Annotated in this window: 15 protein-coding genes, 1 tRNA gene and 3 rRNA genes; 13 read left to right on the top strand and 6 right to left on the bottom strand. The window is 65.8% G+C overall.

Going from position 1 to position 24,561, the window contains the following annotated elements; genetic code table 11:
* Window positions 1–102: 102 nt before the first annotated feature.
* The 3 genes from RLT59_RS08835 to RLT59_RS08825 form a co-directional block, all read right to left on the bottom strand.
* Window positions 103–1,980, bottom strand: coding sequence for an ABC transporter substrate-binding protein (locus RLT59_RS08835; protein WP_311302898.1), 1,878 nt, complete (start codon window positions 1,978–1,980; stop codon window positions 103–105).
* Between the two features lie 197 nt (window positions 1,981–2,177).
* Window positions 2,178–4,769 carry an SCO5717 family growth-regulating ATPase gene (locus RLT59_RS08830; protein ID WP_311302897.1) on the bottom strand — a complete coding sequence of 864 codons (2,592 nt, stop codon included), beginning with the start codon at window positions 4,767–4,769 and terminating at the stop codon, window positions 2,178–2,180.
* A gap of 412 nt (window positions 4,770–5,181) precedes the next feature.
* Window positions 5,182–5,415: a DUF397 domain-containing protein gene (locus RLT59_RS08825; protein ID WP_073739179.1), complete on the bottom strand. Its 234-nt coding sequence runs from the start codon at window positions 5,413–5,415 to the stop codon at window positions 5,182–5,184.
* Between the two features lie 281 nt (window positions 5,416–5,696).
* On the opposite strand from RLT59_RS08825, the gene rpsO reads away from it, so the two are divergent.
* From rpsO to RLT59_RS08800, 5 genes are all read left to right on the top strand, one after another.
* Window positions 5,697–5,987 carry a 30S ribosomal protein S15 gene (gene rpsO / locus RLT59_RS08820; RefSeq protein WP_018551846.1) on the top strand — a complete coding sequence of 97 codons (291 nt, stop codon included), beginning with the start codon at window positions 5,697–5,699 and terminating at the stop codon, window positions 5,985–5,987.
* Between the two features lie 270 nt (window positions 5,988–6,257).
* A complete protein-coding gene (locus RLT59_RS08815) occupies window positions 6,258–8,471 on the top strand; it encodes a polyribonucleotide nucleotidyltransferase (RefSeq protein ID WP_311307656.1) in 2,214 nt (737 codons plus the stop codon).
* The gene (locus RLT59_RS08810) at window positions 8,468–9,847 is read left to right on the top strand and encodes a M16 family metallopeptidase (protein ID WP_311302896.1); all 1,380 of its coding nucleotides are present in this window, start codon (window positions 8,468–8,470) and stop codon (window positions 9,845–9,847) included. The genes RLT59_RS08815 and RLT59_RS08810 overlap by 4 nt, the downstream gene beginning before the upstream one ends.
* 19 nt (window positions 9,848–9,866) lie before the next feature.
* Complete coding sequence (gene dapB, locus RLT59_RS08805) at window positions 9,867–10,619, top strand: 4-hydroxy-tetrahydrodipicolinate reductase (RefSeq protein WP_311302895.1); 753 nt, start codon at window positions 9,867–9,869, stop codon at window positions 10,617–10,619.
* Window positions 10,620–10,633: 14 nt separating this feature from the next.
* The gene (locus RLT59_RS08800) at window positions 10,634–11,137 is read left to right on the top strand and encodes a tetratricopeptide repeat protein (RefSeq protein ID WP_311302894.1); all 504 of its coding nucleotides are present in this window, start codon (window positions 10,634–10,636) and stop codon (window positions 11,135–11,137) included.
* A gap of 69 nt (window positions 11,138–11,206) precedes the next feature.
* Here RLT59_RS08800 and RLT59_RS08795 read toward each other — a convergent pair whose 3' ends face one another.
* The gene (locus RLT59_RS08795) at window positions 11,207–11,758 is read right to left on the bottom strand and encodes an SCO5741 family PH domain-containing membrane protein (RefSeq protein WP_311302893.1); all 552 of its coding nucleotides are present in this window, start codon (window positions 11,756–11,758) and stop codon (window positions 11,207–11,209) included.
* A gap of 94 nt (window positions 11,759–11,852) precedes the next feature.
* Window positions 11,853–12,092: a hypothetical protein gene (locus tag RLT59_RS08790; protein WP_073739185.1), complete on the bottom strand. Its 240-nt coding sequence runs from the start codon at window positions 12,090–12,092 to the stop codon at window positions 11,853–11,855.
* Window positions 12,093–12,278: 186 nt separating this feature from the next.
* Between RLT59_RS08790 and thyX the strand changes: the two genes are divergently transcribed.
* The 8 genes from thyX (at window position 12,279) to RLT59_RS08750 (ending at window position 22,916) form a co-directional block, all read left to right on the top strand.
* Window positions 12,279–13,016, top strand: coding sequence for an FAD-dependent thymidylate synthase (gene thyX, locus RLT59_RS08785; protein WP_311302892.1), 738 nt, complete (start codon window positions 12,279–12,281; stop codon window positions 13,014–13,016).
* Window positions 13,017–13,168: 152 nt separating this feature from the next.
* The gene (gene dapA / locus RLT59_RS08780) at window positions 13,169–14,068 is read left to right on the top strand and encodes a 4-hydroxy-tetrahydrodipicolinate synthase (protein ID WP_073739187.1); all 900 of its coding nucleotides are present in this window, start codon (window positions 13,169–13,171) and stop codon (window positions 14,066–14,068) included.
* A 132-nt stretch (window positions 14,069–14,200) separates the two neighbouring features.
* Window positions 14,201–15,886 (top strand): ribonuclease J, encoded by a 1,686-nt coding sequence (locus RLT59_RS08775; protein WP_311302891.1) that lies wholly within the window; start codon window positions 14,201–14,203, stop codon window positions 15,884–15,886.
* Window positions 15,887–16,528: 642 nt separating this feature from the next.
* Window positions 16,529–18,055: ribosomal RNA gene (locus RLT59_RS08770) — 16S ribosomal RNA — on the top strand.
* Window positions 18,056–18,355: 300 nt separating this feature from the next.
* Window positions 18,356–21,483 (top strand): 23S ribosomal RNA (locus RLT59_RS08765).
* A 79-nt stretch (window positions 21,484–21,562) separates the two neighbouring features.
* A 5S ribosomal RNA gene (rrf, locus tag RLT59_RS08760) occupies window positions 21,563–21,679 on the top strand.
* Together the 16S, 23S and 5S rRNA genes with 1 tRNA gene alongside form the textbook arrangement of a ribosomal RNA operon.
* Window positions 21,680–21,874: 195 nt before the next feature.
* Window positions 21,875–21,947: transfer RNA gene (locus tag RLT59_RS08755), tRNA-Thr, on the top strand.
* Window positions 21,948–22,109: 162 nt separating this feature from the next.
* Window positions 22,110–22,916: an alpha/beta fold hydrolase gene (locus tag RLT59_RS08750; protein WP_311302890.1), complete on the top strand. Its 807-nt coding sequence runs from the start codon at window positions 22,110–22,112 to the stop codon at window positions 22,914–22,916.
* A 115-nt stretch (window positions 22,917–23,031) separates the two neighbouring features.
* Here the strand turns inward: RLT59_RS08750 and RLT59_RS08745 are convergent, their stop codons facing one another.
* The gene (locus RLT59_RS08745; protein ID WP_311302889.1) at window positions 23,032–24,210 is read right to left on the bottom strand and encodes a Cmx/CmrA family chloramphenicol efflux MFS transporter; all 1,179 of its coding nucleotides are present in this window, start codon (window positions 24,208–24,210) and stop codon (window positions 23,032–23,034) included.
* Between the last annotated feature and the right edge of the window lie 351 nt (window positions 24,211–24,561).

Below are 24,561 nucleotides of genomic sequence, written 5' to 3'. Positions count from 1 at the left end.
CGTGCTGCACTTAGAGGGACCGGCCGGCGGGGCCGCGTTGGATCGGGCCCCGCCGCCGCTCTCTCTCATCCCGTCCGCGGGAAGTACCCGCGGTCCATGGAACTACTCGCGGTCGTCCGCGGTGGTGCGACGCCGCCTCATGAGGAGGAATCCGCCACCCGCGAGGACCACGACGACGACCACGATGCCGATGACGACCCCGGTGGAGCTCGATCCGCCGCCGCTGTCTGTGCCGTCGCCGCTGCCCGCCGGTACGGCCGACCACCAGCTCCAGTAGCCGTCCTGGCCGTAGATGTTGCCGGCCGCCTCGGGCATGGTCGTGATCGACTTGATCTGGTCGGTGCGGTAGGCCTCGACCGCGTTCGGGTACGCGATGACGTTCATGTACCCGGAGTCGTAGAGCCAGGACTGCATCTGCTTGACGATGTCCGCCCGCTTGGCCGGGTCGTACTCGGCGAGCTGCTTCTTGTACAGCTCGTCGTACGTCTTGTCGCAGATGAAGTCGTCCGTGGCCGCGCTCTCCTTGGCCTTGGCCGGCAGCGCGGCGCAGGTGTGGATGCCGAGGACGAAGTCCGGGTCCGGGTTGACGGACCAGCCGTCGAAGGCGAGGTCGTACTCACCGGCGAACCAGGGCACGGAGACGTCGTCGAGGCAGTCGACCTTGAGGCCGATGCCGAGCTTGCCCCACCACTCCTTCAGGTACTTGCCGACCGCCTTGTCGTTCGGGTCCGTGGCGTGGCAGAGGATGCGCAGGTCGAGCGGCTTGCCGTCCTTGCCGACGCGCTGGTCGCCCTTGAGCTTGTAGCCCGCCTGGTCGAGGAGCTTGGCCGCCTTGGCGGGGTCGTAGCCCAGCTTCTGGTCCGCGGAGGGTTCCCACTTGTACGCCGGGAAGCGCGGCGGGATGTAGCCCGCACCGCTGACGGCATGGCCCTGGAAGACCTTGTCGATGAGGGTCTCGCGGTCGATGGAGAGGAAGAGCGCCTGGCGGACCTTCAGGTCGAGCAGCGCCTTGTTGCCGTTGCCGAACTTCTTGTGGTCCTTGGTCTGCGCGCCGGGGTTGCTGGCCAGCGCGAAGAACCGGCGGCCCGGTCCCTCGTTCACCTTGACGTTCTTCTCGCCCTTGAGCGAGTTGGCCTGGGCGGGCGTCAGCGCGGGGGAACCGGCGACGAAGGAGACCTCGCCCTTGCGGAGTGCGGCGACCGCGGCGTCCTGGTCCTTGTAGGTCTTGAAGACGACCTCGTCGAACTTGGGCGAGCCGCGCCAGAAGTCCTTGTTGGCCTTGAGCTTCACATACTGGTCGACCTTGTAGTCGGTCAGGATGAACGGCCCGTTGCCCACGATCGGGAACTTCGTGTCGTTGTTGAACTTCGAGAAGTCCCCGACCTTGTCCCAGAGGTGCTTGGGGACGATCGGGACATCGAGCGCGGCCATGGTGGCCTGCGGTTCCTTCAGCTCGATGACCAGCTTCGTGGGGCTCGGAGCCGTCACCTTCTTGAAGTTGGTGACGAAGCTGCCGTTGGCTTGGCCGGCGGCGTCGTCGGTCATGATCTTGTTGAAGGTCCAGGCCGCGTCCTCGGCGGTGGCCTGCTGGCCGTCGGACCACTTGGAGTTGGACCGAATGGTGTAGGTCCACGTCAGCTTGTCGGCGGACGGCTCCCACTTGGTGGCCAGGCCCGGGATCGCGTGGTTGTCCTTGGCGTCGTAGTTCGTCAGGAAGTCGTACATGAGCCGGGTGAGGCTGGTGCTCATCAGCTTCTGGGCAAGGAACGGACTCAGTGAGTCGACGCTCTGCGCGACCGCGACGGTCAGTGTCGTCTTGCCGCTGTCGGCGGCCTGCGCCTGCTGGGGCGAGGCGGCCCCGAGCGGGACCCCCGGCACGACGGACGCGGCGGCGAGCCCGAGGGCGGCGGCACCGGAGGCCAGGAGGACACGCAGACGTGAACGTGGCTGGGCGGCGTGGGGCGGGACTCTTTCGACCATGGTCAGGGACCTCGCGTCATGACTCGCACGGAGAAGGCGGGTTGATCTGTGGATCGCCAGCTGGTGAAGCGAAGGTTTATCAGCGGTGGTCGAGCCGCGTCAACGGTCATCGAAACGGCGTGTGGGCTGCGGGAATGCGCAGAGGGCCCGCATCGTGGAGACGATGCGGACCCTCATTGGTTTAGACCTCTGACGCCTTACTGCTGAGGCGCTGACGGCGGCTGCTGCTGCCATCCCGCAGGCGGCACGGGGCCCTGCAGCCCGGGGTGGGAGGGCTGACCGGGCTGTCCGCCGTACTGCTGTTGCTGAGGCGGACCGCTCGGGTCTGCGGACGGCTGGGCCTGCGGAGGCTGCTGCTGCCGGCCCTGCCCGCCACCGGGAGCCTGCTGCTGGGGGTAGGGCTGCTGTCCGCCGTACGGCTGCTGGGGCTGCTGCCCGCCGTAGGGCTGCTGGGGCGGATACGGCTGGCCCGGCTGCTGGGGCGGATAGGGCTGCTGGCCCGGTGCCTGCTGCTGGCCGGGCATCGGCGGCGCGTACTGCGGCGGTTGGTTGCCGCCGTTCGACGTCCACAGCCCCTGCTGCTGCTGGGCGCGCGCGAAGTCCTCCGCGACGAGGGCGGAGAGGTTGAAGTACGCCTCCCGCGTCTTCGGACGCATCATGTCGAGGTCCACCTCCGCGCCGGCCGACAGATGCTCGTCGAACGGTACGACGACCACGCCCCGGCAGCGCGTCTCGAAGTGCTGCACGATGTCATCGACCTTGATCATCTTGCCGGTCTCGCGGACACCGGAGATCACCGTGAGCGACCGCTGCACGAGATCGGCATAGCCGTGCGCCGACAGCCAGTCCAGTGTGGTGGAGGCACTTGACGCACCGTCGACCGACGGCGTGGAGATGATGATCAGCTGGTCGGCGAGGTCCAGCACACCGCGCATCGCGCTGTACAGGAGCCCCGTGCCGGAGTCGGTGAGGATGATCGGGTACTGCTTGCCCAGCACCTCGATCGCGCGCCGGTAGTCCTCGTCGTTGAACGTCGTCGAGACCGCCGGGTCCACGTCGTTGGCGATGATCTCAAGACCGGAGGACGCCTGCGAGGTGAACCGCCGGATGTCCATGTACGAGTGGAGGTGCGGGATAGCGTGGACCAGGTCGCGGATGGTCGCCCCGGTCTCGCGGCGGACCCGGCGGCCCAGCGTTCCGGCGTCCGGGTTGGCGTCGATGGCGAGGATCTTGTCCTGCCGCTCGGTGGCCAGGGTGGAGCCGAGCGCGGTGGTCGTCGTGGTCTTGCCGACGCCGCCCTTGAGGCTGATCACCGCGATCCGGTAGCAGGAGAGGACCGGGGTGCGGATCAGTTCGAGCTTGCGCTGCCGCTCGATCTCCTCCTTCTTGCCACCGATCTTGAAGCGGGAGGCCGCGGACGGCCTGCGGCTGCTCTTCGTCTTCTGCTTGCCCCGGACCAGCCGGTCGGACGAGAGCTCCACCGCGGCCGTGTACCCCAGCGGCGCGCCCTGCACCGAACGCTCCCGCTGGTCGTGGGTGACGGGGGTGGGCCAGGCGGCTCCGGTGCGCGGGTCGACGGGCGCGCCCTGCGGCGGAAGCTGCTGACCCGGCTGACCCTGCTGGGGCTGGGGCGGGGTGATCTGGGCGGGCAGGTTCGGGTTGTTCGGGCTGCCCTGGGGGAAGCCGTAGCCGCCCTGCTGCTGAGCGGGCCACTGCGCTGCCTGCGGCGGCTGGGGGGCCTGCGGCGCATAGGGGGAGGGCGGCTGCGCGTGCGGCATCGGGAGCGGGGCTCCGGGCTGGGGCTGCTGCGGCTGCTGCGGCGCGGGAGGCTGCTGAGGGAAGCCGTAGCCCACCTGCGGCGCGGGCGCTCCGGGCTGGGGCTGCTGAGGGAACGCGGGCTGCTGCGGGTTCTGGGCGGCCTGGGCCGCCGGGTTCTGCGGGAACCCGTAGCCGCCCGGTGCCTCGTTCGCCGGAGGCTGTCCCGGCCACTGCGGCGCGGGCTGCGGCGCCCCGGGCTGCGGCCCGGCCGGCTGGAAGGAGGGCGGCAGCGGCGGCAGCCCGCCCTGCGGCGGCGCCGGTGCCCAGGGGGTGGGGGCGTTCTGCGGTGCGTCGGTGGACGGCGCGCCGGCCTGCGGCGTGCTGTCGGAGCCCGCGCCGTTCGTCGCGTCGGCCGAGGGCTCGTCGGACTCGGCCGCCGCGGTGTCGGACGGCGCGGCCGTCTCGGGCTCGGCGCTCTCCCCGGTGGCCCCGTCCTGTCCGGCGTCCGGGTCCGTACCCGGGTCACCCGCGGCCGGGTCCGTACCGGCGTCAGCCGCGTCCGCGTCGGCACCCGGCGAACCGGCCGGCGTCTCGCGCTCGGCGATCTCCCGCCTCAGCGCGGCGGACGAGAACCGCACGGTCGAGCCGCTCTCCACATCGCCGTTCCCGGACGGATCGGCCGCACCGCCGACGTCCGCGGCGCCCGTCGGCCGCACCGGGGGAGCGGGCACCGGGGCGGGCTGAGCCGGGGTCGGCTGGGCCGGGGCGGGCGGGGGCGGAGTCCAGCCGGGTTCGAAACCGCCGCCGGGCTGAAGCCCGGGTGCGGACACCGGTGCGCCGTTGGGCGGCGGGGGCGGAGCCAGGTGTGTTCCTGCGCCGCCAGAGGCGTCGCCCGGCGTATTCTGCGTGTACCAGGCGGGCGGGGTGTAGTCGATGGTGAACTCACCCGTCGTCTCGGCGGGCTCCGCGTCGGTCGACTCGTCGACGGGCCTGTCCCAGCTCCCGCGCATCTCGTCCCGATCGCCGTTCACTTTGCCTCCTGGTGTGGTCGAGCACCCTCTGTGCCGTGGTGGGTGGGGGCGACCGTTCCCACAGTGCGAACCGCCCGGCTCTCCCCCTGTAACGCGAATTGCCTGCCCGCAGGTTCCTCTGCCGCGTCCGGACCCACCCTAATCGTCATCGGGCCCGGTACGGCAGGCCGTACGGCACCGCGGGCACTGTCCCCTACGTCACGTACTGCCCCCAAGTGAACTGAGTAGGGCAGAGAGTGAAGGGACATGCGATCAAACGGACACATCTACGCAGGGAAACCTGAACATTTCGCACACGACAGTGGGCACGTCCACCTGAACGTGCCCACTGTGCGCACCGCGACCGGGACCCGTGCCCGCCGCGACAGCGGCTGAGTCCGCGTACCGCCGTACCGTCGCTCGCCCCGCCTCGCTACTTGAGGTCGAACTCGCCGTCCCGGGCGCCCAGCACGAAGGCGCGCCACTCGGCCTCCGTATAGCGCAGTACGGTCTCGGGATCCAGCGAGGACCTCATCGCCACCGCCCCGCCGGGAAGGTGTGCGATCTCGACGCGCTCCTCGGCATCCTCGGTGCCGGGCGCACTCAGCCATTCCACTCCCGAGATGTCGAGTGCGTACAGCTCGTCCTTCTCCGCCTGCGTGCCCATCGTCAAGGGTTCCTCTCCGTACGGTGGCTCTGCACGGCACCGTACAGGCCCGGAACGGGCGGGGGACCAGGTCCGGGAATCCGCAGCGCGCGGCCCGGATCCGTGCTCCCGTCGGGTGCGCTCCGGGCGGCTGGTAGTCTGGGTGTGGCCGTTTGTGTACGCGTTCCCGGTTCGTTCTGGGAACTGCGCTCATCGGACCTTCGCTCCCGAGTCACGCAAGCTCCCCTGAGATCAAGACCAGGGGCACTCGTGGGCGCATCGAACACCTAGAGGAGTACCGCGTGCCGCTCGACGCCGCTACGAAGAAGCAGATCATGACCGAGTTCGCGCAGAAGGAGGGCGACACCGGTTCCCCCGAGGTTCAGGTGGCCATGCTCTCTCGCCGCATCTCGGACCTCACCGAGCACCTCAAGACGCACAAGCACGACCACCACTCCCGTCGTGGTCTGCTGATCCTGGTCGGCCAGCGTCGCCGCCTTCTGCAGTACCTGGCCAAGAAGGACATCCAGCGCTTCCGTGCGCTCGTCGACCGCCTCGGCATCCGCCGCGGTGCGGCCGGCGGCGCCAAGTAAAGACGCTGTGAAAGGGAGCGGTGCCCGTATTCGTGGGGCCGCTCCCTTTGCCGTACGTGCGGGACTGGCGTCAAGCTCAGTAACCTGGACGTACAACACCAGACGAGGAGAGGCGCCCCACGGCCGCCGCCGGTCCTCGGTAGTGGCCCCCGGGACAACGCCCGGGAGCTTCGATCGAAGACCGGCCCCGCACACACGGTGCGCCTCTCCGCACCGTCCTGCGCCACACGGGCGACAGGACGAAAGACGACGAGTATGGAGAAAACACTAGTGGAGAACGAGACCCACTACGCCGAGGCCGTTATCGACAACGGAACCTTCGGCACCCGCACCATCCGCTTCGAGACGGGCCGCCTGGCCAAGCAGGCCGCCGGCTCCGCCGTCGCGTACCTGGACGACGACACCATGGTGCTGTCGGCCACCACCGCTTCCAAGCGGCCCAAGGACCAGCTCGACTTCTTCCCCCTCACGGTGGACGTCGAGGAGCGGCAGTACGCCGCCGGCAAGATCCCCGGCTCCTTCTTCCGCCGGGAGGGCCGCCCCTCGGAGGACGCGATCCTCACCTGCCGCCTGATCGACCGCCCGCTGCGCCCCTCCTTCAAGAAGGGCCTGCGCAACGAGATCCAGATCGTCGAGACGATCATGGCGCTCAACCCCGACCACCTGTACGACGTGGTCGCGATCAACGCCGCCTCCGCCTCGACGATCCTGGCGGGCCTGCCCTTCTCCGGCCCCATCGGCGCCACCCGCGTCGCCCTGATCAAGGGCCAGTGGGTCGCCTTCCCGACGCACACCGAGCTTGAGGACGCCGTCTTCGACATGGTCGTCGCCGGTCGCGTCCTGGAGGACGGCGACGTCGCGATCATGATGGTCGAGGCCGAGGCCACCGAGAAGACCATCCAGCTCGTCAAGGACGGCGCGGAGGCCCCGACCGAAGAGGTCGTCGCCGCCGGTCTGGAAGCCGCGAAGCCCTTCATCAAGTCGCTCTGCAAGGCCCAGTCGGACCTCGCCGCCAAGGCCGCCAAGCCCACCGGCGAGTTCCCGGTCTTCCTCGACTACCAGGACGACGTCCTGGAGGCGCTCACCAAGGCCGTCAGCACCGAGCTCGCCAAGGCACTCACCATCGCCGGCAAGCAGGACCGCGAGGCGGAGCTCGACCGCATCAAGGAGATCGCGGGCGAGAAGCTCCTCCCGGCCTTCGAGGGCCGCGAGAAGGAGATCTCCGGTGCCTACCGCGCGCTGACCAAGAAGCTGGTCCGCGAGCGCGTCATCAAGGACAAGGTCCGCATCGACGGCCGAGGCGTCACGGACATCCGTACGCTCGCCGCCGAGGTCGAGGCCATCCCGCGCGTGCACGGCTCGGCGCTGTTCGAGCGTGGCGAGACCCAGATCCTGGGCGTCACCACTCTCAACATGCTCCGCATGGAGCAGCAGCTGGACACCCTCTCCCCGGTGACCCGCAAGCGCTACATGCACAACTACAACTTCCCGCCGTACTCCGTCGGTGAGACCGGCCGCGTGGGCTCGCCCAAGCGCCGCGAGATCGGCCACGGCGCGCTCGCCGAGCGCGCCATCGTGCCGGTGCTGCCGTCGCGCGAGGAGTTCCCCTACGCGATCCGCCAGGTCTCCGAGGCGCTGGGCTCCAACGGCTCGACGTCCATGGGCTCGGTCTGCGCCTCCACCATGTCCCTGCTGAACGCCGGTGTGCCCCTCAAGGCCGCCGTCGCCGGTATCGCCATGGGCCTGATCTCGCAGGAGATCGACGGCAAGACCCACTACGTCGCCCTCACCGACATCCTCGGTGCCGAGGACGCGTTCGGTGACATGGACTTCAAGGTCGCCGGTACGAAGCAGTTCGTGACCGCGCTCCAGCTCGACACCAAGCTCGACGGCATCCCCGCCTCGGTCCTGGCCGCCGCGCTGAAGCAGGCCCGTGACGCCCGCCTCCACATCCTCGACGTGATGAACGAGGCCATCGACGTCCCGGACGAGATGTCCCCGAACGCCCCGCGGATCATCACCGTCAAGATCCCGGTGGACAAGATCGGTGAGGTCATCGGCCCCAAGGGCAAGATGATCAACCAGATCCAGGAGGACACCGGCGCCGACATCACGATCGAGGACGACGGCACCATCTACATCGGTGCCCAGCAGGGCTCGCAGGCCGAGGCCGCGCGCGCCACGATCAACGCGATCGCCAACCCGACCATGCCGGAGGTCGGCGAGCGCTACCTGGGTACGGTCGTCAAGACCACCACCTTCGGTGCGTTCGTCTCCCTGATGCCCGGCAAGGACGGCCTGCTGCACATCTCGCAGATCCGCAAGCTCGCCGGTGGCAAGCGCGTGGAGAACGTCGAGGACGTGCTCGGCGTCGGTGCCAAGGTCCAGGTCGAGATCGCCGAGATCGACTCCCGCGGCAAGCTCTCGCTGATCCCGGTCGTCGAGGGTGAAGAGGACGAGAAGAAGGACGACGCCGCCAAGTGACGTCCCGTAGTTCCGCGACGACGGCCCGCACCTCTTCGGAGGCGCGGGCCGTCGCCCGTACCCAAACGCTTCTCAAGGGCAGCAACGGCATCGGCACGGTCCGCCGCACGGTCCTCCCCGGCGGCCTGCGCATCGTCACCGAGACCCTGCCCTCCGTACGCTCCGCCACCTTCGGGATCTGGGCCAACGTCGGATCACGCGACGAGACCCCGACCCTGAACGGCGCGACGCACTACCTCGAACACCTCCTCTTCAAGGGCACCGGCAAGCGCAGCGCCCTGGACATCTCCTCCGCCATCGACGCGGTCGGCGGCGAGATGAACGCCTTCACGGCGAAGGAGTACACCTGCTACTACGCGCGGGTCCTCGACACGGACCTGCCGCTGGCCATCGATGTCGTCTGCGACATGCTGACCGGCTCCCTGATCGCCCCCGAGGACGTCGACGCCGAGCGCGGCGTCATCCTTGAGGAGATCGCCATGACGGAGGACGACCCGGGCGACTGTGTGCACGACCTGTTCGCGCACACCATGCTCGGCGACACCCCCCTGGGACGCCCGGTCCTCGGCACGGTCGACACGGTCAACGCACTGAGCCGCGGCCAGATCGCCCGCTTCTACAAGAAGCACTACGACCCCACGCACCTCGTCGTCGCCGCCGCGGGCAACGTCGACCACGCCACGGTCGTACGCCAGGTCCGCAAGGCCTTCGAGCGGGCCGGCGCGCTCGCCCGCACCGACGCGACGCCGGTGGCGCCCCGTACGGGCTCCCGCACGCTGCGCACCGCGGGCCGGGTCGACCTGATCAACCGCAAGACCGAGCAGGCCCACGTCGTCCTCGGCATGCCGGGACTGGCCCGCACCGACGAGCGCCGCTGGGCACTCGGCGTACTCAACACCGCCCTCGGCGGCGGAATGAGCTCCCGCCTCTTCCAGGAGGTACGGGAGAAGCGTGGCCTCGCCTACAGCGTGTACTCGTACACCTCGGGCTTCGCGGACTGCGGCCTCTTCGGGGTGTACGCGGGCTGCCGGCCCAGCCAGGTGCACGACGTCCTCAAGATCTGCCGCGAGGAGCTCGACCGCGTCGCGTCGGACGGACTGGACGACGACGAGATCAGCCGGGCCATCGGCCAGCTCTCCGGATCCACGGTCCTCGGCCTGGAGGACACCGGCGCGCTGATGAACCGCATCGGCAAGAGCGAACTGTGCTGGGGCGAGCAGATGTCGGTCGACGACATGCTGGCCCGCATCGCACAGGTCACCCCGGACGACGTCCGTGCGGTGGCGGGCGAGGTCCTCGGACACCGCCCCTCGCTGTCGGTCATCGGTCCGCTCAAGGACAAGCAGGCCGACCGCCTCCACGAATCAGTGGCCTAGTCACCCGAAAGAAGTAAGCATGAGCAAGCTGCGCGTAGCCGTTCTCGGTGCCAGGGGCCGGATCGGCTCAGAGGCGGTACGAGCTGTCGAGGCCGCCGAGGACATGGAGCTGGTGGCCGCACTCGGCCGCGGCGACAAGCTGGAGGCCCTCACGGAGACCGGCGCCCAGGCAGTCGTCGAGCTCACCACGCCCGCATCGGTGATGGAGAACCTCGACTTCTGCGTCCGGCACGGCATCCACGCGGTGGTCGGCACCACCGGCTGGACCGACGAACGGCTCGCGCAGCTGAACACCTGGCTCTCCGGCTCGCCGGAGACCGGTGTGCTCATCGCGCCGAACTTCTCCATCGGCGCGGTCCTCACGATGAAGTTCGCGCAGCAGGCCGCGCGCTACTTCGAGTCGGTCGAGGTGATCGAGCTCCACCACCCGAACAAGGCCGACGCCCCCTCCGGCACTGCCGCCCGCACCGCCCAGCTCATCGCCGCTGCCCGCCGCGACGCGGGCAGCGCACCCCAGCCGGACGCCACCAGCACGGCGCTGGACGGCGCGCGCGGAGCGGATGTCGACGGGATCCCGGTCCACTCGGTCCGGCTCCGCGGCCTCCTGGCCCACCAGGAGGTGCTGCTCGGCAGTGAGGGCGAGACCCTCACCATCCGGCACGACTCGCTGCACCACAGCAGCTTCATGCCGGGCATCCTGCTCGGTACCCGCCGTGTCGTGACCACTCCGGGCCTCACGTTCGGCCTGGAAAACTTCCTCGACCTGAACTGACTGAGCCCACCGCCATGCGCGCAAAGATCACGTACACCGTCACCGCCGCCGTCCTGGTCTTCTACTTCGTCCTGGCCGGCAGCCGTGGCGTCCTGCTCATCCGGCACGGCACGCTGCTCACGGTGACCTTCGGGGCCGCGGTGCTGATCCTGCCGCTGATCGGCATCTGGTTCCTCTGGAAGAACACCCAGTTCGTCCGGCGGGCCAACGTCCTGGCCGCAGAGCTCGACGCCGAGGGCGGGCTTCCGGTCGACGACCTGGCCCGCACCCCGAGCGGCCGCATCGACCGCGACTCCGCCGACGCGGCCTTCGCCCGCCGCCAGGCGGAGACGGAGGACACCCCGGACGACTGGCGCTGCTGGTTCCGCCTGGCGGTCGCCTACCAGGACGCCCGGGACACTCCCCGGGCCCGCAAGGCCATGCAACGGGCAATCGCACTGCACAGCACCGGCACACCGCCCCCGACCCACTCGGGCACCTCAGGCCCGGCAGACACCCCGAGCCCGTCCGGCGTTTGAGGACACAGAAAAGCCGTCCGGCGACCGAGGGAGATACCCCGGTCGCCGGACGGCAGGCCCGCAGGCGGCCTACTGCTGCCGGTACTCGTCCCCCCAGGCCTCAATCGTGTCGGCGGCCCGGTCAAACGCTTCTCCCCGCGTGAGGAAGTCCGCGTTGGAGTCCGTGAGCAGTGGCGGCACCGCGTCGCCACCCCGGCGCACGACGATCAGGGCCTGGCCCTGAACCGTCCGGGGGAACCCGAGCCACTTCACCGGCTGCTGCACCGTACGGACCGCGGTGGCCCGGTTCCACGGCACGGTCGTCGTGCGGAAGAAGCCGACTCGGCGCACGCCGTGCCGGCTCACCCAGGCGCCGATCCGCAGCATCCGCAGGGCGCAGATGATCACGGCGAGCGCGAGCGCGAGACAGGCACCCGCCCCGGGCCCGGCTCCGGCGAACGCGATGATCATCCCCGCGAACAGGATGAACGAGGCGAGCAGCAAAAGAGTGGCCGCAGCCGCGACCCGCCACGGTCCGGGGCGGTAGGGACGCCGCCAGCTGTCGTGGTCGTCGAACGGCAGCGCTACATCCTCAGCGCTCGCGTCAAACGCGCGGTCGGCCGTCAGGAAGGGCAGGGGCACGACTGATCCTCACTCACAAGCACGCTCGATTGCTGTGCCCGGTGAGGCTACCGAGGGGGTGGCAGGGCGTACCACCCCAGGGGGCCCGTACGAGTCAGTGCCCCGGTGCTGCCTCGGTCTGCTGGCTGTGCGACGACGACTGATCGGGTGCCAGGGCCGGAAGGCCGAGCAGCAGCGATCCGGCGAGGCCGGCGATCACGGCGAAGCCGACGAGGCTGCGGGCCGCCAGCTCGGAGAGGGTGGTGCGCTCCCGGGGTGGCGGTGTGACGTTGCTGCGGAATCGGTCGGCCTCGGCAACGAACGAGAACGGGACGGCTTCACGCCGGCGGAACATGAGGTAACTCTCCTTGAACTCTGTATCGGGTGGTGCTACTGAGTCAGACGCATGGCGGGCCCGATCGGTGCCCCGAATAGCCGAATTGGTCGAAAGAATCCTCGAAAAGGCGGTGCCGACCGCGTTGTCAGTGACGGCCCGTAGAGTGGGCGCCGCCCGAGCGACGCCATTGGAAGGACCCCGCCGGTGACCGAGACCCCCGAGCCCGCAAAGCCCAGCTTCCGCAGTGATGTCACCGTTGAGCTGGTGAAACATGCCGCAGGCGACTCCGATGTGCTCTTCGCAGCCCGTGTCTCCACGGCCGGCGAACAGTCCCTGGAGGAGGTCACCAAGGACCCTGAGCGCTCCAAGGGGCTCATCAACTACCTGATGCGGGACCGGCACGGAAGCCCGTTCGAGCACAACTCGATGACCTTCTTCATCAGCGCCCCGATCTTCGTCTTCCGCGAGTTCATGCGGCACCGCGTCGGCTGGTCGTACAACGAGGAATCGGGCCGCTACAGGGAGCTGGAGCCGGTCTTCTACGTACCGGGGGAGTCCCGCAAGCTCGTCCAGCAGGGCCGTCCCGGCAAGTACGAGTTCGTCGAGGGAACCGAGGCCCAGCAGGAGCTGACGGGCCGCGTCATGGAGGACTCCTACCGCCAGGCGTACGAGGCGTACCAGGAGATGCTCGCGGCGGGTGTGGCCCGCGAGGTGGCCCGCGCGGTTCTCCCGGTCGGGCTGTTCTCCTCGATGTACGCCACGTGCAACGCCCGCTCGCTGATGCACTTCCTCGGCCTGCGCACCCAGCACGAGCTGGCGAAGGTCCCGTCCTTCCCGCAGCGCGAGATCGAAATGGTCGGAGAACAGATGGAGGCGCACTGGGCGGAGCTCATGCCGCTCACCCATGCAGCCTTCAACAAAAATGGACGCGTCGCCCCATAGGCGGTGTCCGTATTGCGGCGTTTCGTGAAGTTCATCTAGGCTGATCAAACGGACCCGGCACTGCTTGAACCCCCGAGCAGGCAGTGCCGGGCTCCTATCGCTAGTCCCCCCGAGGGGACACCGGGCGCCGAGCAACGAGTAGCGTGTTACCCATGGCTCCGATCTCCACTCCGCAGACCCCCTTCGGGCGGGTCCTCACCGCTATGGTCACGCCCTTCACGGCGGACGGCGCACTCGACCTCGACGGCGCCCAGCGGCTCGCCACCCATCTGGTGGACGCAGGCAACGACGGCCTGATCATCAACGGCACCACCGGCGAGTCCCCGACCACCAGCGACGCGGAGAAAGACCAGCTCGTAAGGGCTGTACTTGAAGCAGTGGGAGACCGGGCGCACGTCGTCGCCGGCATCGGCACCAACGACACCCGCCACAGCGTCGAGCTCGCCCGCACCGCCGAGCGAACCGGCGCGCACGGCCTCCTCGCCGTGACGCCGTACTACAACAAGCCGCCGCAGGAGGGCCTGCTGCGGCACTTCACGGCGATCGCGGACACCACCGGCCTGCCGGTGATGCTGTACGACATTCCCGGCCGCAGCGGTGTGCCGATCGACACAGAGACGCTCGTGAGGCTCGCGGAGCACCCGCGCATCGTCGCCAACAAGGACGCCAAGGGCGACCTCGGCCGGGCCAGCTGGGCCATCGCCCAGTCGGGCCTCGCCTGGTACTCCGGCGACGACATGCTGAACCTCCCGCTCCTCTCGGTCGGCGCGGTCGGCCTCGTCTCCGTCGTCGGCCATGTCGTCACCCCCGACCTGCGGGCCCTTGTGGAGGCCTTCCTCGGCGGCGACGTCCAGAAGGCCACGGAGATCCACCAGAAGCTGCTCCCCGTCTTCACCGGCATGTTCCGTACCCAGGGCGTGATCACCACCAAGGCCGCGCTGACCCTCCAGGGTCTCCCCGCAGGCCCGCTGCGCCTCCCCCTGGTCGAACTCTCCGCGCACGAAACGGCGCAGCTCAAGATCGATCTCGCCGCCGGTGGGGTACAGCTGTAACCACAGACTTCACAACTGAATACGCGAAGAAACCTCGCAAGAGGGCAACACCCCAAGACAACAGCAAGTGCACGATTGACATGCGCGCCACGTGCCCAAGCGGTACGTGGCGCGTGTGGTAAGGAGAGTCTTTTGAGTCATCCGCATCCTGAACTCGGCACCCCGCCGAAGCTCCCGAAGGGCGGCCTGCGGGTCACCCCGCTCGGTGGCCTCGGCGAAATCGGCCGCAACATGACGGTCTTCGAGTACGGCGGCCGCCTGCTCATCGTCGACTGCGGCGTCCTGTTCCCCGAGGAGGAGCAGCCCGGAATCGACCTGATCCTTCCGGACTTCACGACGATCCGGGACCGCCTCGACGACGTCGAGGGCATCGTCCTCACGCACGGCCACGAGGACCACATCGGTGGCGTCCCGTATCTGCTGCGCCTGAAGCCGGACATCCCGCTGATCGGCTCCAAGCTGACCCTCGCGCTCATCGAGGCGAAGCTCCAGGAGCACCGCATCCGTCCGTACACCCTTGAGGTCACGGAGGGCCAGCGCGAACGCATCGGCGTCTTCGACTGCGAGTTCATCGCCGTCAACCACTCCATTCCGGACGCCCTCGCGGTCGCCATCCGCACCCCTGCGGGCATGGCCGTCGCCACCGGTGACTTCAAGATGGACCAGCTCCCGCTGGACGGCCGCCTCACCGACCTGCACGCCTTCGCGCGGCTGAGCGAGGAGGGCATCGACCTGCTGCTCTCCGACTCGACGAACGCCGAGGTTCCCGGCTTCGTACCGCCGGAGCGGGACATCCAGAACGTCCTGCGCACGGTCTTCGCCAATGCCCAGAAGCGCATCATCGTGGCGAGCTTCGCCAGCCATGTGCACCGCATCCAGCAGATCCTCGACACGGCTCACGAATACGGCCGCCGGGTCGCCTTCGTCGGGCGGTCGATGGTCCGGAACATGGGCATCGCCCGTGATCTCGGCTATCTGAAGGTTCCCGCGGGTCTCGTCGTCGACGTGAAGACTCTCGACGACCTGCCGGACGACGAGGTCGTGCTGGTCTGCACGGGTTCGCAGGGTGAGCCGATGGCGGCGCTGTCCCGGATGGCCAACCGCGATCACCAGATCCGGATCGTCCAGGGCGACACGGTCATCCTGGCGTCGTCGCTGATCCCCGGTAATGAGAACGCGGTCTACCGCGTGATCAACGGCCTCACCCGCTGGGGCGCCAACGTCGTCCACAAGGGCAATGCCAAGGTCCACGTCTCGGGCCACGCCTCGGCCGGCGAGCTGCTGTACTTCTACAACATCTGCAAGCCGAAGAACCTGATGCCGGTCCACGGCGAATGGCGCCACCTCAGGGCCAACGCCGAGCTGGGCGCCCTCACCGGCGTACCGAAGGACCACATCGTCATCGCCGAGGACGGCGTGGTCGTCGACCTGATCGACGGCAAGGCCAAGATCGTCGGCAAGGTCCAGGCCGGCTATGTGTACGTCGACGGCCTTTCGGTCGGCGACGTCACCGAGACCTCCCTCAAGGACCGCCGGATCCTCGGCGACGAGGGGATCATCTCCGTCTTCATCGTGGTCGACAGCAACTCCGGCAAGATCGTGGGCGGCCCCCACATCCAGGCCCGGGGTTCCGGCATCGATGATTCGGCGTTCAGCGCGGTCGTACCGAAGGTCCAGGACGCACTGAACAAGTCCGCCCAAGACGGCGTGATGGAGCCGCATCAGCTCCAGCAGCTGGTCCGCCGCACGGTGGGCAAGTGGGTCTCCGACACCTACCGCCGGCGCCCGATGATCCTTCCGGTCGTCGTCGAGGTCTGATCCCGACGCGCACGAACAGGCACGAACTCCGGAGCGGGGCCCCCGATTTGCATCGGGGAGCCCCGCTCCAGTACGTTTACGGCTCCGCCTCACCGGGAAGCACCGCGCGCACTCGTGCGCCGTGTGACTCCCACAGAGGATGGAAATTCCGACTCAGAAGTTCTGATAAAGTCGGAACCGCCGAAAGGCAAGGCCACTTCAACGGCCACTGGAATTGAAATTCGAACCGGAAACGGAACGAAATCGAGTCTGGTAAGGTTGGACTCGCCGGAAAGGGAAACGCGAAAGCGAAGAACTGGAAAGCGAAATTGCGAGGCCTGCTTCGACCGGGAATCGGACACGAAAGAGTCTGATAGAGTCGGAAACGCAAGACCGAAGGGAAGCGCCCGGAGGAAAGCCCGATGAGGGTGAGTACAAAGGAAGCGTCCGTTCCTTGAGAACTCAACAGCGTGCCAAAAGTCAACGCCAGATACGTTGATACCCCGACCTGCTTCGGCAGGTTCGAGGTTCCTTTGAAAGTCCTGGCAGACCCACTTGTGGTTCTACCAGGCAATGCACATAGCGAGGACACAGTGAACGGTCGGTCTTATTCCGACTCGACTGTTCCGCTCTCGTGGTGTGATCCCCGATTACGGGAAAACATTCACGGAGAGTTTGATCCTGGCTCAGGACGAACGCTGGCGGCGTGCTTAACACATGCAAGTCGAACGATGAAGCCTTTCGGGGTGGATTAGTGGCGAACGGGTGAGTAACACGTGGGCAATCTGCCCTTCACTCTGGGACAAGCCCTGGAAACGGGGTCTAATACCGGATAATACTTTCTCTCTCATGGGGGAAGGTTAAAAGCTCCGGCGGTGAAGGATGAGCCCGCGGCCTATCAGCTAGTTGGTGGGGTAATGGCCTACCAAGGCGACGACGGGTAGCCAGCCTGAGAGGGCGACCGGCCACACTGGGACTGAGACACGGCCCAGACTCCTACGGGAGGCAGCAGTGGGGAATATTGCACAATGGGCGAAAGCCTGATGCAGCGACGCCGCGTGAGGGATGACGGCCTTCGGGTTGTAAACCTCTTTCAGCAGGGAAGAAGCGAAAGTGACGGTACCTGCAGAAGAAGCGCTAAGCTAACTACGTGCCAGCAGCCGCGGTAATACGTAGGGCGCAAGCGTTGTCCGGAATTATTGGGCGTAAAGAGCTCGTAGGCGGCTTGTTGCGTCGGTTGTGAAAGCCCGGGGCTTAACCCCGGGTCTGCAGTCGATACGGGCAGGCTAGAGTGTGGTAGGGGAGATCGGAATTCCTGGTGTAGCGGTGAAATGCGCAGATATCAGGAGGAACACCGGTGGCGAAGGCGGATCTCTGGGCCATTACTGACGCTGAGGAGCGAAAGCGTGGGGAGCGAACAGGATTAGATACCCTGGTAGTCCACGCCGTAAACGTTGGGAACTAGGTGTTGGCGACATTCCACGTCGTCGGTGCCGCAGCTAACGCATTAAGTTCCCCGCCTGGGGAGTACGGCCGCAAGGCTAAAACTCAAAGGAATTGACGGGGGCCCGCACAAGCAGCGGAGCATGTGGCTTAATTCGACGCAACGCGAAGAACCTTACCAAGGCTTGACATACACCGGAAAGCATCAGAGATGGTGCCCCCCTTGTGGTCGGTGTACAGGTGGTGCATGGCTGTCGTCAGCTCGTGTCGTGAGATGTTGGGTTAAGTCCCGCAACGAGCGCAACCCTTGTTCTGTGTTGCCAGCATGCCCTTCGGGGTGATGGGGACTCACAGGAGACTGCCGGGGTCAACTCGGAGGAAGGTGGGGACGACGTCAAGTCATCATGCCCCTTATGTCTTGGGCTGCACACGTGCTACAATGGCCGGTACAATGAGCTGCGATGCCGCGAGGCGGAGCGAATCTCAAAAAGCCGGTCTCAGTTCGGATTGGGGTCTGCAACTCGACCCCATGAAGTCGGAGTTGCTAGTAATCGCAGATCAGCATTGCTGCGGTGAATACGTTCCCGGGCCTTGTACACACCGCCCGTCACGTCACGAAAGTCGGTAACACCCGAAGCCGGTGGCCCAACCCCTTGTGGGAGGGAGCTGTCGAAGGTGGGACTGGCGATTGGGACGAAGTCGTAACAAGGTAGCCGTACCGGAAGGTGCGGCTGGATCACCTCCTTTCTAAGGAGCATCTAGATTCCGTAAGGAATTCAGAGCCACTACGTCGGCAAATGTTCGGCGGTGGTCAGCTCATGGGTGGAACGTTGACTATTCGGCACGACAGGTTGTTTTTCACTAGTACTGCTTCGGCGTGGAATGTGGGAAGGGATCGGTCGGGTCGGGCACGCTGTTGGGTATCTGAAGGTACGGCCGTCATGGTCGTCCTTCGGTTGCCGGCCCCAGTGCACTCACCTGGTTAAGGGTGGGGTGATGGGTGGCTGGTCGTTGTTTGAGAACTGCACAGTGGACGCGAGCATCTGTGGCCAAGTTTTTAAGGGCGCACGGTGGATGCCTTGGCACCAGGAACCGATGAAGGACGTGGGAGGCCACGATAGGCCCCGGGGAGCTGTCAACCAAGCTTTGATCCGGGGGTGTCCGAATGGGGAAACCCGGCAGTCGTCATGGGCTGTCACCCGCTGCTGAACACATAGGCAGTGTGGAGGGAACGCGGGGAAGTGAAACATCTCAGTACCCGCAGGAAGAGAAAACAACCGTGATTCCGGGAGTAGTGGCGAGCGAAACTGGATCAGGCCAAACCGTATGCGTGTGATACCCGGCAGGGGTTGCGCATGCGGGGTTGTGGGATCTCTTTTTCATAGTCTGCCGGCTGTGAGACGAGTCAGAAACCGTTGATGTAGGCGAAGGACATGCGAAAGGTCCGGCGTAGAGGGTAAGACCCCCGTAGCTGAAACATTAACGGCTCGTTTGAGAGACACCCAAGTAGCACGGGGCCCGAGAAATCCCGTGTGAATCTGGCGGGACCACCCGTTAAGCCTAAATATTCCCTGGTGACCGATAGCGGATAGTACCGTGAGGGAATGGTGAAAAGTACCGCGGGAGCGGAGTGAAATAGTACCTGAAACCGTGTGCCTACAAGCCGTGGGAGCGTCGCGCGCCGAGTTTACTCGGTGCGTCGTGACTGCGTGCCTTTTGAAGAATGAGCCTGCGAGTTAGCGGTGTGTAGCGAGGTTAACCCGTGTGGGGAAGCCGTAGCGAAAGCGAGTCCGAATAGGGCGTTTGAGTTGCACGCTCTAGACCCGAAGCGGAGTGATCTAGCCATGGGCAGGTTGAAGCGGAGGTAAGACTTCGTGGAGGACCGAACCCACCAGGGTTGAAAACCTGGGGGATGACCTGTGGTTAGGGGTGAAAGGCCAATCAAACTCCGTGATAGCTGGTTCTCCCCGAAATGCATTTAGGTGCAGCGTCGTGTGTTTCTTGCCGGAGGTAGAGCACTGGATAGGCGATGGGCCCTACCGGGTTACTGACCTTAGCCAAACTCCGAATGCCGGTAAGTGAGAGCACGGCAGTGAGACTGTGGGGGATAAGCTCCATGGTCGAGAGGGAAACAGCCCAGAGCATCGACTAAGGCCCCTAAGCGTACGCTAAGTGGGAAAGGATGTGGAGTCGCAGAGACAACCAGGAGGTTGGCTTAGAAGCAGCCACCCTTGAAAGAGTGCGTAATAGCTCACTGGTCAAGTGATTCCGCGCCGACAATGTAGCGGGGCTCAAGCGTACCGCCGAAGTCGTGTCATTCACACATATAGGGCCAACGCCTGTGTGGATGGGTAGGGGAGCGTCGTGTGCCGGGTGAAGCAGCCGCGGAAGCGAGTTGTGGACGGTTCACGAGTGAGAATGCAGGCATGAGTAGCGATACACACGTGAGAAACGTGTGCGCCGATTGACTAAGGGTTCCTGGGTCAAGCTGATCTGCCCAGGGTAAGTCGGGACCTAAGGCGAGGCCGACAGGCGTAGTCGATGGATAACCGGTTGATATTCCGGTACCCGCTTTGAAACGCCCAGTACTGAATCAGGCGATGCTAAGTCCGTGAAGCTAAGCCCGATCTCTTCGGAGTTGAGGGTAGTGGTGGAGCTTAGCGAACCAGACTTGTAGTAGGTAAGCGATGGGGTGACGCAGGAAGGTAGTCCAGCCCGGGCGGTGGTAGTCCCGGGGTAAGGGTGTAGGCCGTGTGGTAGGTAAATCCGTCACACGTTAAGGCTGAGACCTGATGCCGAGCCGATTGTGGTGAAGTGGATGATCCTATGCTGTCGAGAAAAGCCTCTAGCGAGTTTCATGGCGGCCCGTACCCTAAACCGACTCAGGTGGTCAGGTAGAGAATACCGAGGCGTTCGGGTGAACTATGGTTAAGGAACTCGGCAAAATGCCCCCGTAACTTCGGGAGAAGGGGGGCCATCACTGGTGATCGGATTTACTCCGTCAGCTGGGGGTGGCCGCAGAGACCAGCGAGAAGCGACTGTTTACTAAAAACACAGGTCCGTGCGAAGCCGTAAGGCGATGTATACGGACTGACGCCTGCCCGGTGCTGGAACGTTAAGGGGACCGGTTAGCTGACTTTCGGGTCGGCGAAGCTGAGAACTTAAGCGCCAGTAAACGGCGGTGGTAACTATAACCATCCTAAGGTAGCGAAATTCCTTGTCGGGTAAGTTCCGACCTGCACGAATGGCGTAACGACTTCTCGACTGTCTCAACCATAGGCCCGGTGAAATTGCACTACGAGTAAAGATGCTCGTTTCGCGCAGCAGGACGGAAAGACCCCGGGACCTTTACTATAGTTTGATATTGGTGTTCGGTTCGGCTTGTGTAGGATAGGTGGGAGACTTTGAAGCGGCCACGCCAGTGGTTGTGGAGTCGTCGTTGAAATACCACTCTGGTCGTGCTGGATGTCTAACCTGGGTCCGTGATCCGGATCAGGGACAGTGTCTGATGGGTAGTTTAACTGGGGCGGTTGCCTCCTAAAGAGTAACGGAGGCGCCCAAAGGTTCCCTCAGCCTGGTTGGCAATCAGGTGTTGAGTGTAAGTGCACAAGGGAGCTTGACTGTGAGACCGACGGGTCGAGCAGGGACGAAAGTCGGGACTAGTGATCCGGCAGTGGCTTGTGGAAGCGCTGTCGCTCAACGGATAAAAGGTACCCCGGGGATAACAGGCTGATCTTCCCCAAGAGTCCATATCGACGGGATGGTTTGGCACCTCGATGTCGGCTCGTCGCATCCTGGGGCTGGAGTCGGTCCCAAGGGTTGGGCTGTTCGCCCATTAAAGCGGTACGCGAGCTGGGTTTAGAACGTCGTGAGACAGTTCGGTCCCTATCCGCTGTGCGCGTAGGAATATTGAGAAGGGCTGTCCCTAGTACGAGAGGACCGGGACGGACGAACCTCTGGTGTGCCAGTTGTCCTGCCAAGGGCATGGCTGGTTGGCTACGTTCGGAAAGGATAACCGCTGAAAGCATCTAAGCGGGAAGCCTGCTTCGAGATGAGTATTCCCACCTCCTTTGAGGGGTTAAGGCTCCCAGTAGACGACTGGGTTGATAGGCCAGATGTGGAAGCCCGGTAACGGGTGGAGCTGACTGGTACTAATAGGCCGAGGGCTTGTCCTCAGTTGCTCGCGTCCACTGTGTTAGTTCTGAAATAACGAACGGCCGTGTTTTGTTCCGGTGTTGGTTAATTTCATAGTGTTTCGGTGGTCATTGCGTTAGGGAAACGCCCGGTTACATTCCGAACCCGGAAGCTAAGCCTTTCAGCGCCGATGGTACTGCAGGGGGGACCCTGTGGGAGAGTAGGACGCCGCCGAACTCCTTTTAATAGTTGAGCCCCGTGCCCTTGTGGCACGGGGCTTTTCTGCGTTCCCCGGTCGTACCCGAGCCTCGCTGCCGCGGTCCGGGCCGGCCCGGACGGGCCCCGGGGTGAAGGCTGGTGATGGGGCATCAGGCGGTTTTGCGCACCCTCTGATTCAGGGTATGCTTTATCTCGTTGCCGCAGGGCAGCAAGGCCCCAATAGCTCAGTCGGTAGAGCGTCTCCATGGTAAGGAGAAGGTCTGCGGTTCGATTCCGCATTGGGGCTCGCACAGACGAAAGGCTCCCGCCACGTGGCGGGAGCCTTTCGCGTATGAGGAGCTACGTGCCCGCACCCGCCGGCGCCACTGCACATGGACAGGGCAGGGCAGGCAAGGCAGGCGGAAGTATTGTGAGTGCGCTCCTCGACCGGACATGGCAGGCTCCACGCATGTCGATCATTGGCGTGTCCGCCGAGGTATCCATCGCGTACGAGAGCTTCGGTGACCCGGAGGACCCGCCAGTACTGCTCGTGATGGGCTTCGGCGCACAGCTGCTCGGCTGGCACGAGGACTTCTGCCGGGCACTGGCAGACCGTGGCCGCCACGTGATCCGATACGACAACCGAGACTGCGGACTGTCCACCAAGTTCGACGATCACCCCGTCGACATGGGCGAGTTCATCGCAGCCCCCAGTTCGGGCGACCTCCCCACCGCCCTCGCGATGGTTCCCTACCGGCTTCGCGAGATGGCCGACGACGGTCTCGGGCTGCTCAGCGCCCTCGGTATCGAACGCGCCCACGTGGTCGGCGCCTCGATGGGCGGAATGATCGCCCAGACAATGGCCCTCTCCTACCCGGAGCGCGTGCTGACCTTGACGTCGATGATGTCCTCGACCGGCGAGAGCGAATACGGGCGGTCCAGCCCGGAGGCACAGGCGGTGCTGTTCGCTCCGAAGCCCGCGGACCGCGAGGGATATGTCGCGGCGGCGGAGAAGGAACTCGTCTGGGCCTCCCAGCGATACGGCAGCGCCGACGCGCTGCGTGAGCTGGCTGCCGAAAGTTATGACCGCTCCTACTACCCCGCAGGGATCGGGCGACAGCTCGGCGCGATGATCCTCAGCGGTTCACGCGCAGACGCCCTCCGCGAACTGCGGACGCCGACATTGGCGGTTGGAGGAGATACGCCCGAAGGGCGCCCCCGCGGGGGCGCCCTTCGGGCGTATCTCCTCCAACCGCCGGACGGCTGTATTTTGTAGAGCAAACGGGGGGGTCAGACTCTCGTATATGTCACTTGGTGACCGAGTGTGGTCGCCAGCGGTGTATCGCTCCAGGTTCGGCGTCCCTCGATGTTCAAGGGAGCGTTCGCATGTGTCACTGGAGCACCTCGGCGCTTCGGGCGGCCGTGACGACAGCACGGAGGGGGAATGCGATGAGTAGCGCGACAGCGACCAGGAGCCCGCTCGCCCACATCGGTCCAAGGTCCCCGGCCTCGGTACTGAGGGTGCTCGCGGCGATGAGGGGGCCGGCGGCGGCGCCAATGTTGAGTGCCGCGGTCGCATACGAGCCGGCCATGGTGGGGGCTTCCGCTGCCTCGTAGAGGACTCGCGTGATCAGCGTGCTGCCCAGTGCGAACGAAAGTGCACCCTGCACGAACACGAGGGTGCACAGGGCGACCGGCTTATCGGCCAATACCGCCAAGGCCAGCCAGCCAACGAGCAACAGCGGACCACCGACTGCGATGACCAGACCGGGACGCTGGTCGGACAGGCGCCCGGCGACGGTGACGCCGACGAAGGAACCGGCACCGAAGAGCACCAGAACGACAGAGATCCAAAGCTCACCCAGCCCGGCGGTGTCGGTCACAACGGGGGCGAGGAAGGTAAAGCTTCCGAATGTTGCCGCGTTCACCAGCGCGCCGAGCAGCATCGCCAGGATCAACCGCGGCCTTGTGAGCAGGGCGAGCTCTGCTCGCAAGGCAGGCCCGCCCGTCACTTCTTCCTTCACACGTCCCGCTGGGATGCCCTTCAGAATGCCGAGAGCCGCAGGCAGACAGAGAACGGCGACAGTCCAGAATGTGGCTCGCCAGCCGAGCACCATGCCGAGTACCGACCCGCCAGGGACACCGGCGATCGTGGCCACTGTCGTGCCCGACAGCAGTACGGCCAGCGCACGTCCCTTCTTGTCGGGCGGGACCAGGGCGGCGGCAGCCGTCAGAGCGACGGCAAGGAACCCTGCGTTCGCGAGCGCGGCGACGACTCGGGTAGCGAACAGGACCGGGAAGCTCTCGGTGATGGCCCCTGCAGCGTGAGCTGCCGCAAAAGTAAGGATGAATCCGAGCAGGCTGGAGCGCCTGGGCCAGTTGCGGGCAAGCGCAGCCACAAGGGGGGCGCCGACGATCATGCCGGTCGCGAAGGCCGGGGTGAGCACACCTGCTGTCCCGACGGTGACGGTGAAATCTGAGGCGATGTCCGGCAACAGGCCAGCGAGCATGAACTCCGAGGTGCCCATGGCGAAAACCGCCATGGCAAGCAGGTACAGCGGGAAAGGCATCGAAGGCTCCGAGGTGAGGAGAAGCACGAGAAGGTCATCTCGTCACCGCGGCCAGCCCCACGGGCTCACTCGTCCCACCACAGAATGCGGCGCAACGACAGGGCTACGAGCTCAGGGCTTCAGGGGGCTGACGGCGTGACCGAAAGCCCCCACCTTGTCTGACTCAGGACTCGACATGGCCTGCACGCTACCCGACCGATACCCGTCGAGGCACCTGGGTTGCACGGGCATCGGCCCGTGTCACCAACGTCAACGTCCCGCACCAGCATGGCCTTCTACTGGTTGGCTTTCGTATTCAACTGCCGCTGACTCCCCGAGGGCGGCGCCAGCAGTCCGGCCACTGCCCTGGCA

This window comes from Streptomyces sp. ITFR-6, assembly GCF_031844725.1.
Lineage (GTDB): Bacteria > Actinomycetota > Actinomycetes > Streptomycetales > Streptomycetaceae > Streptomyces.
The sequence above is the reverse complement of the archived record's forward strand: the minus strand, read 5'-3'. Positions and strand labels throughout refer to the sequence as shown.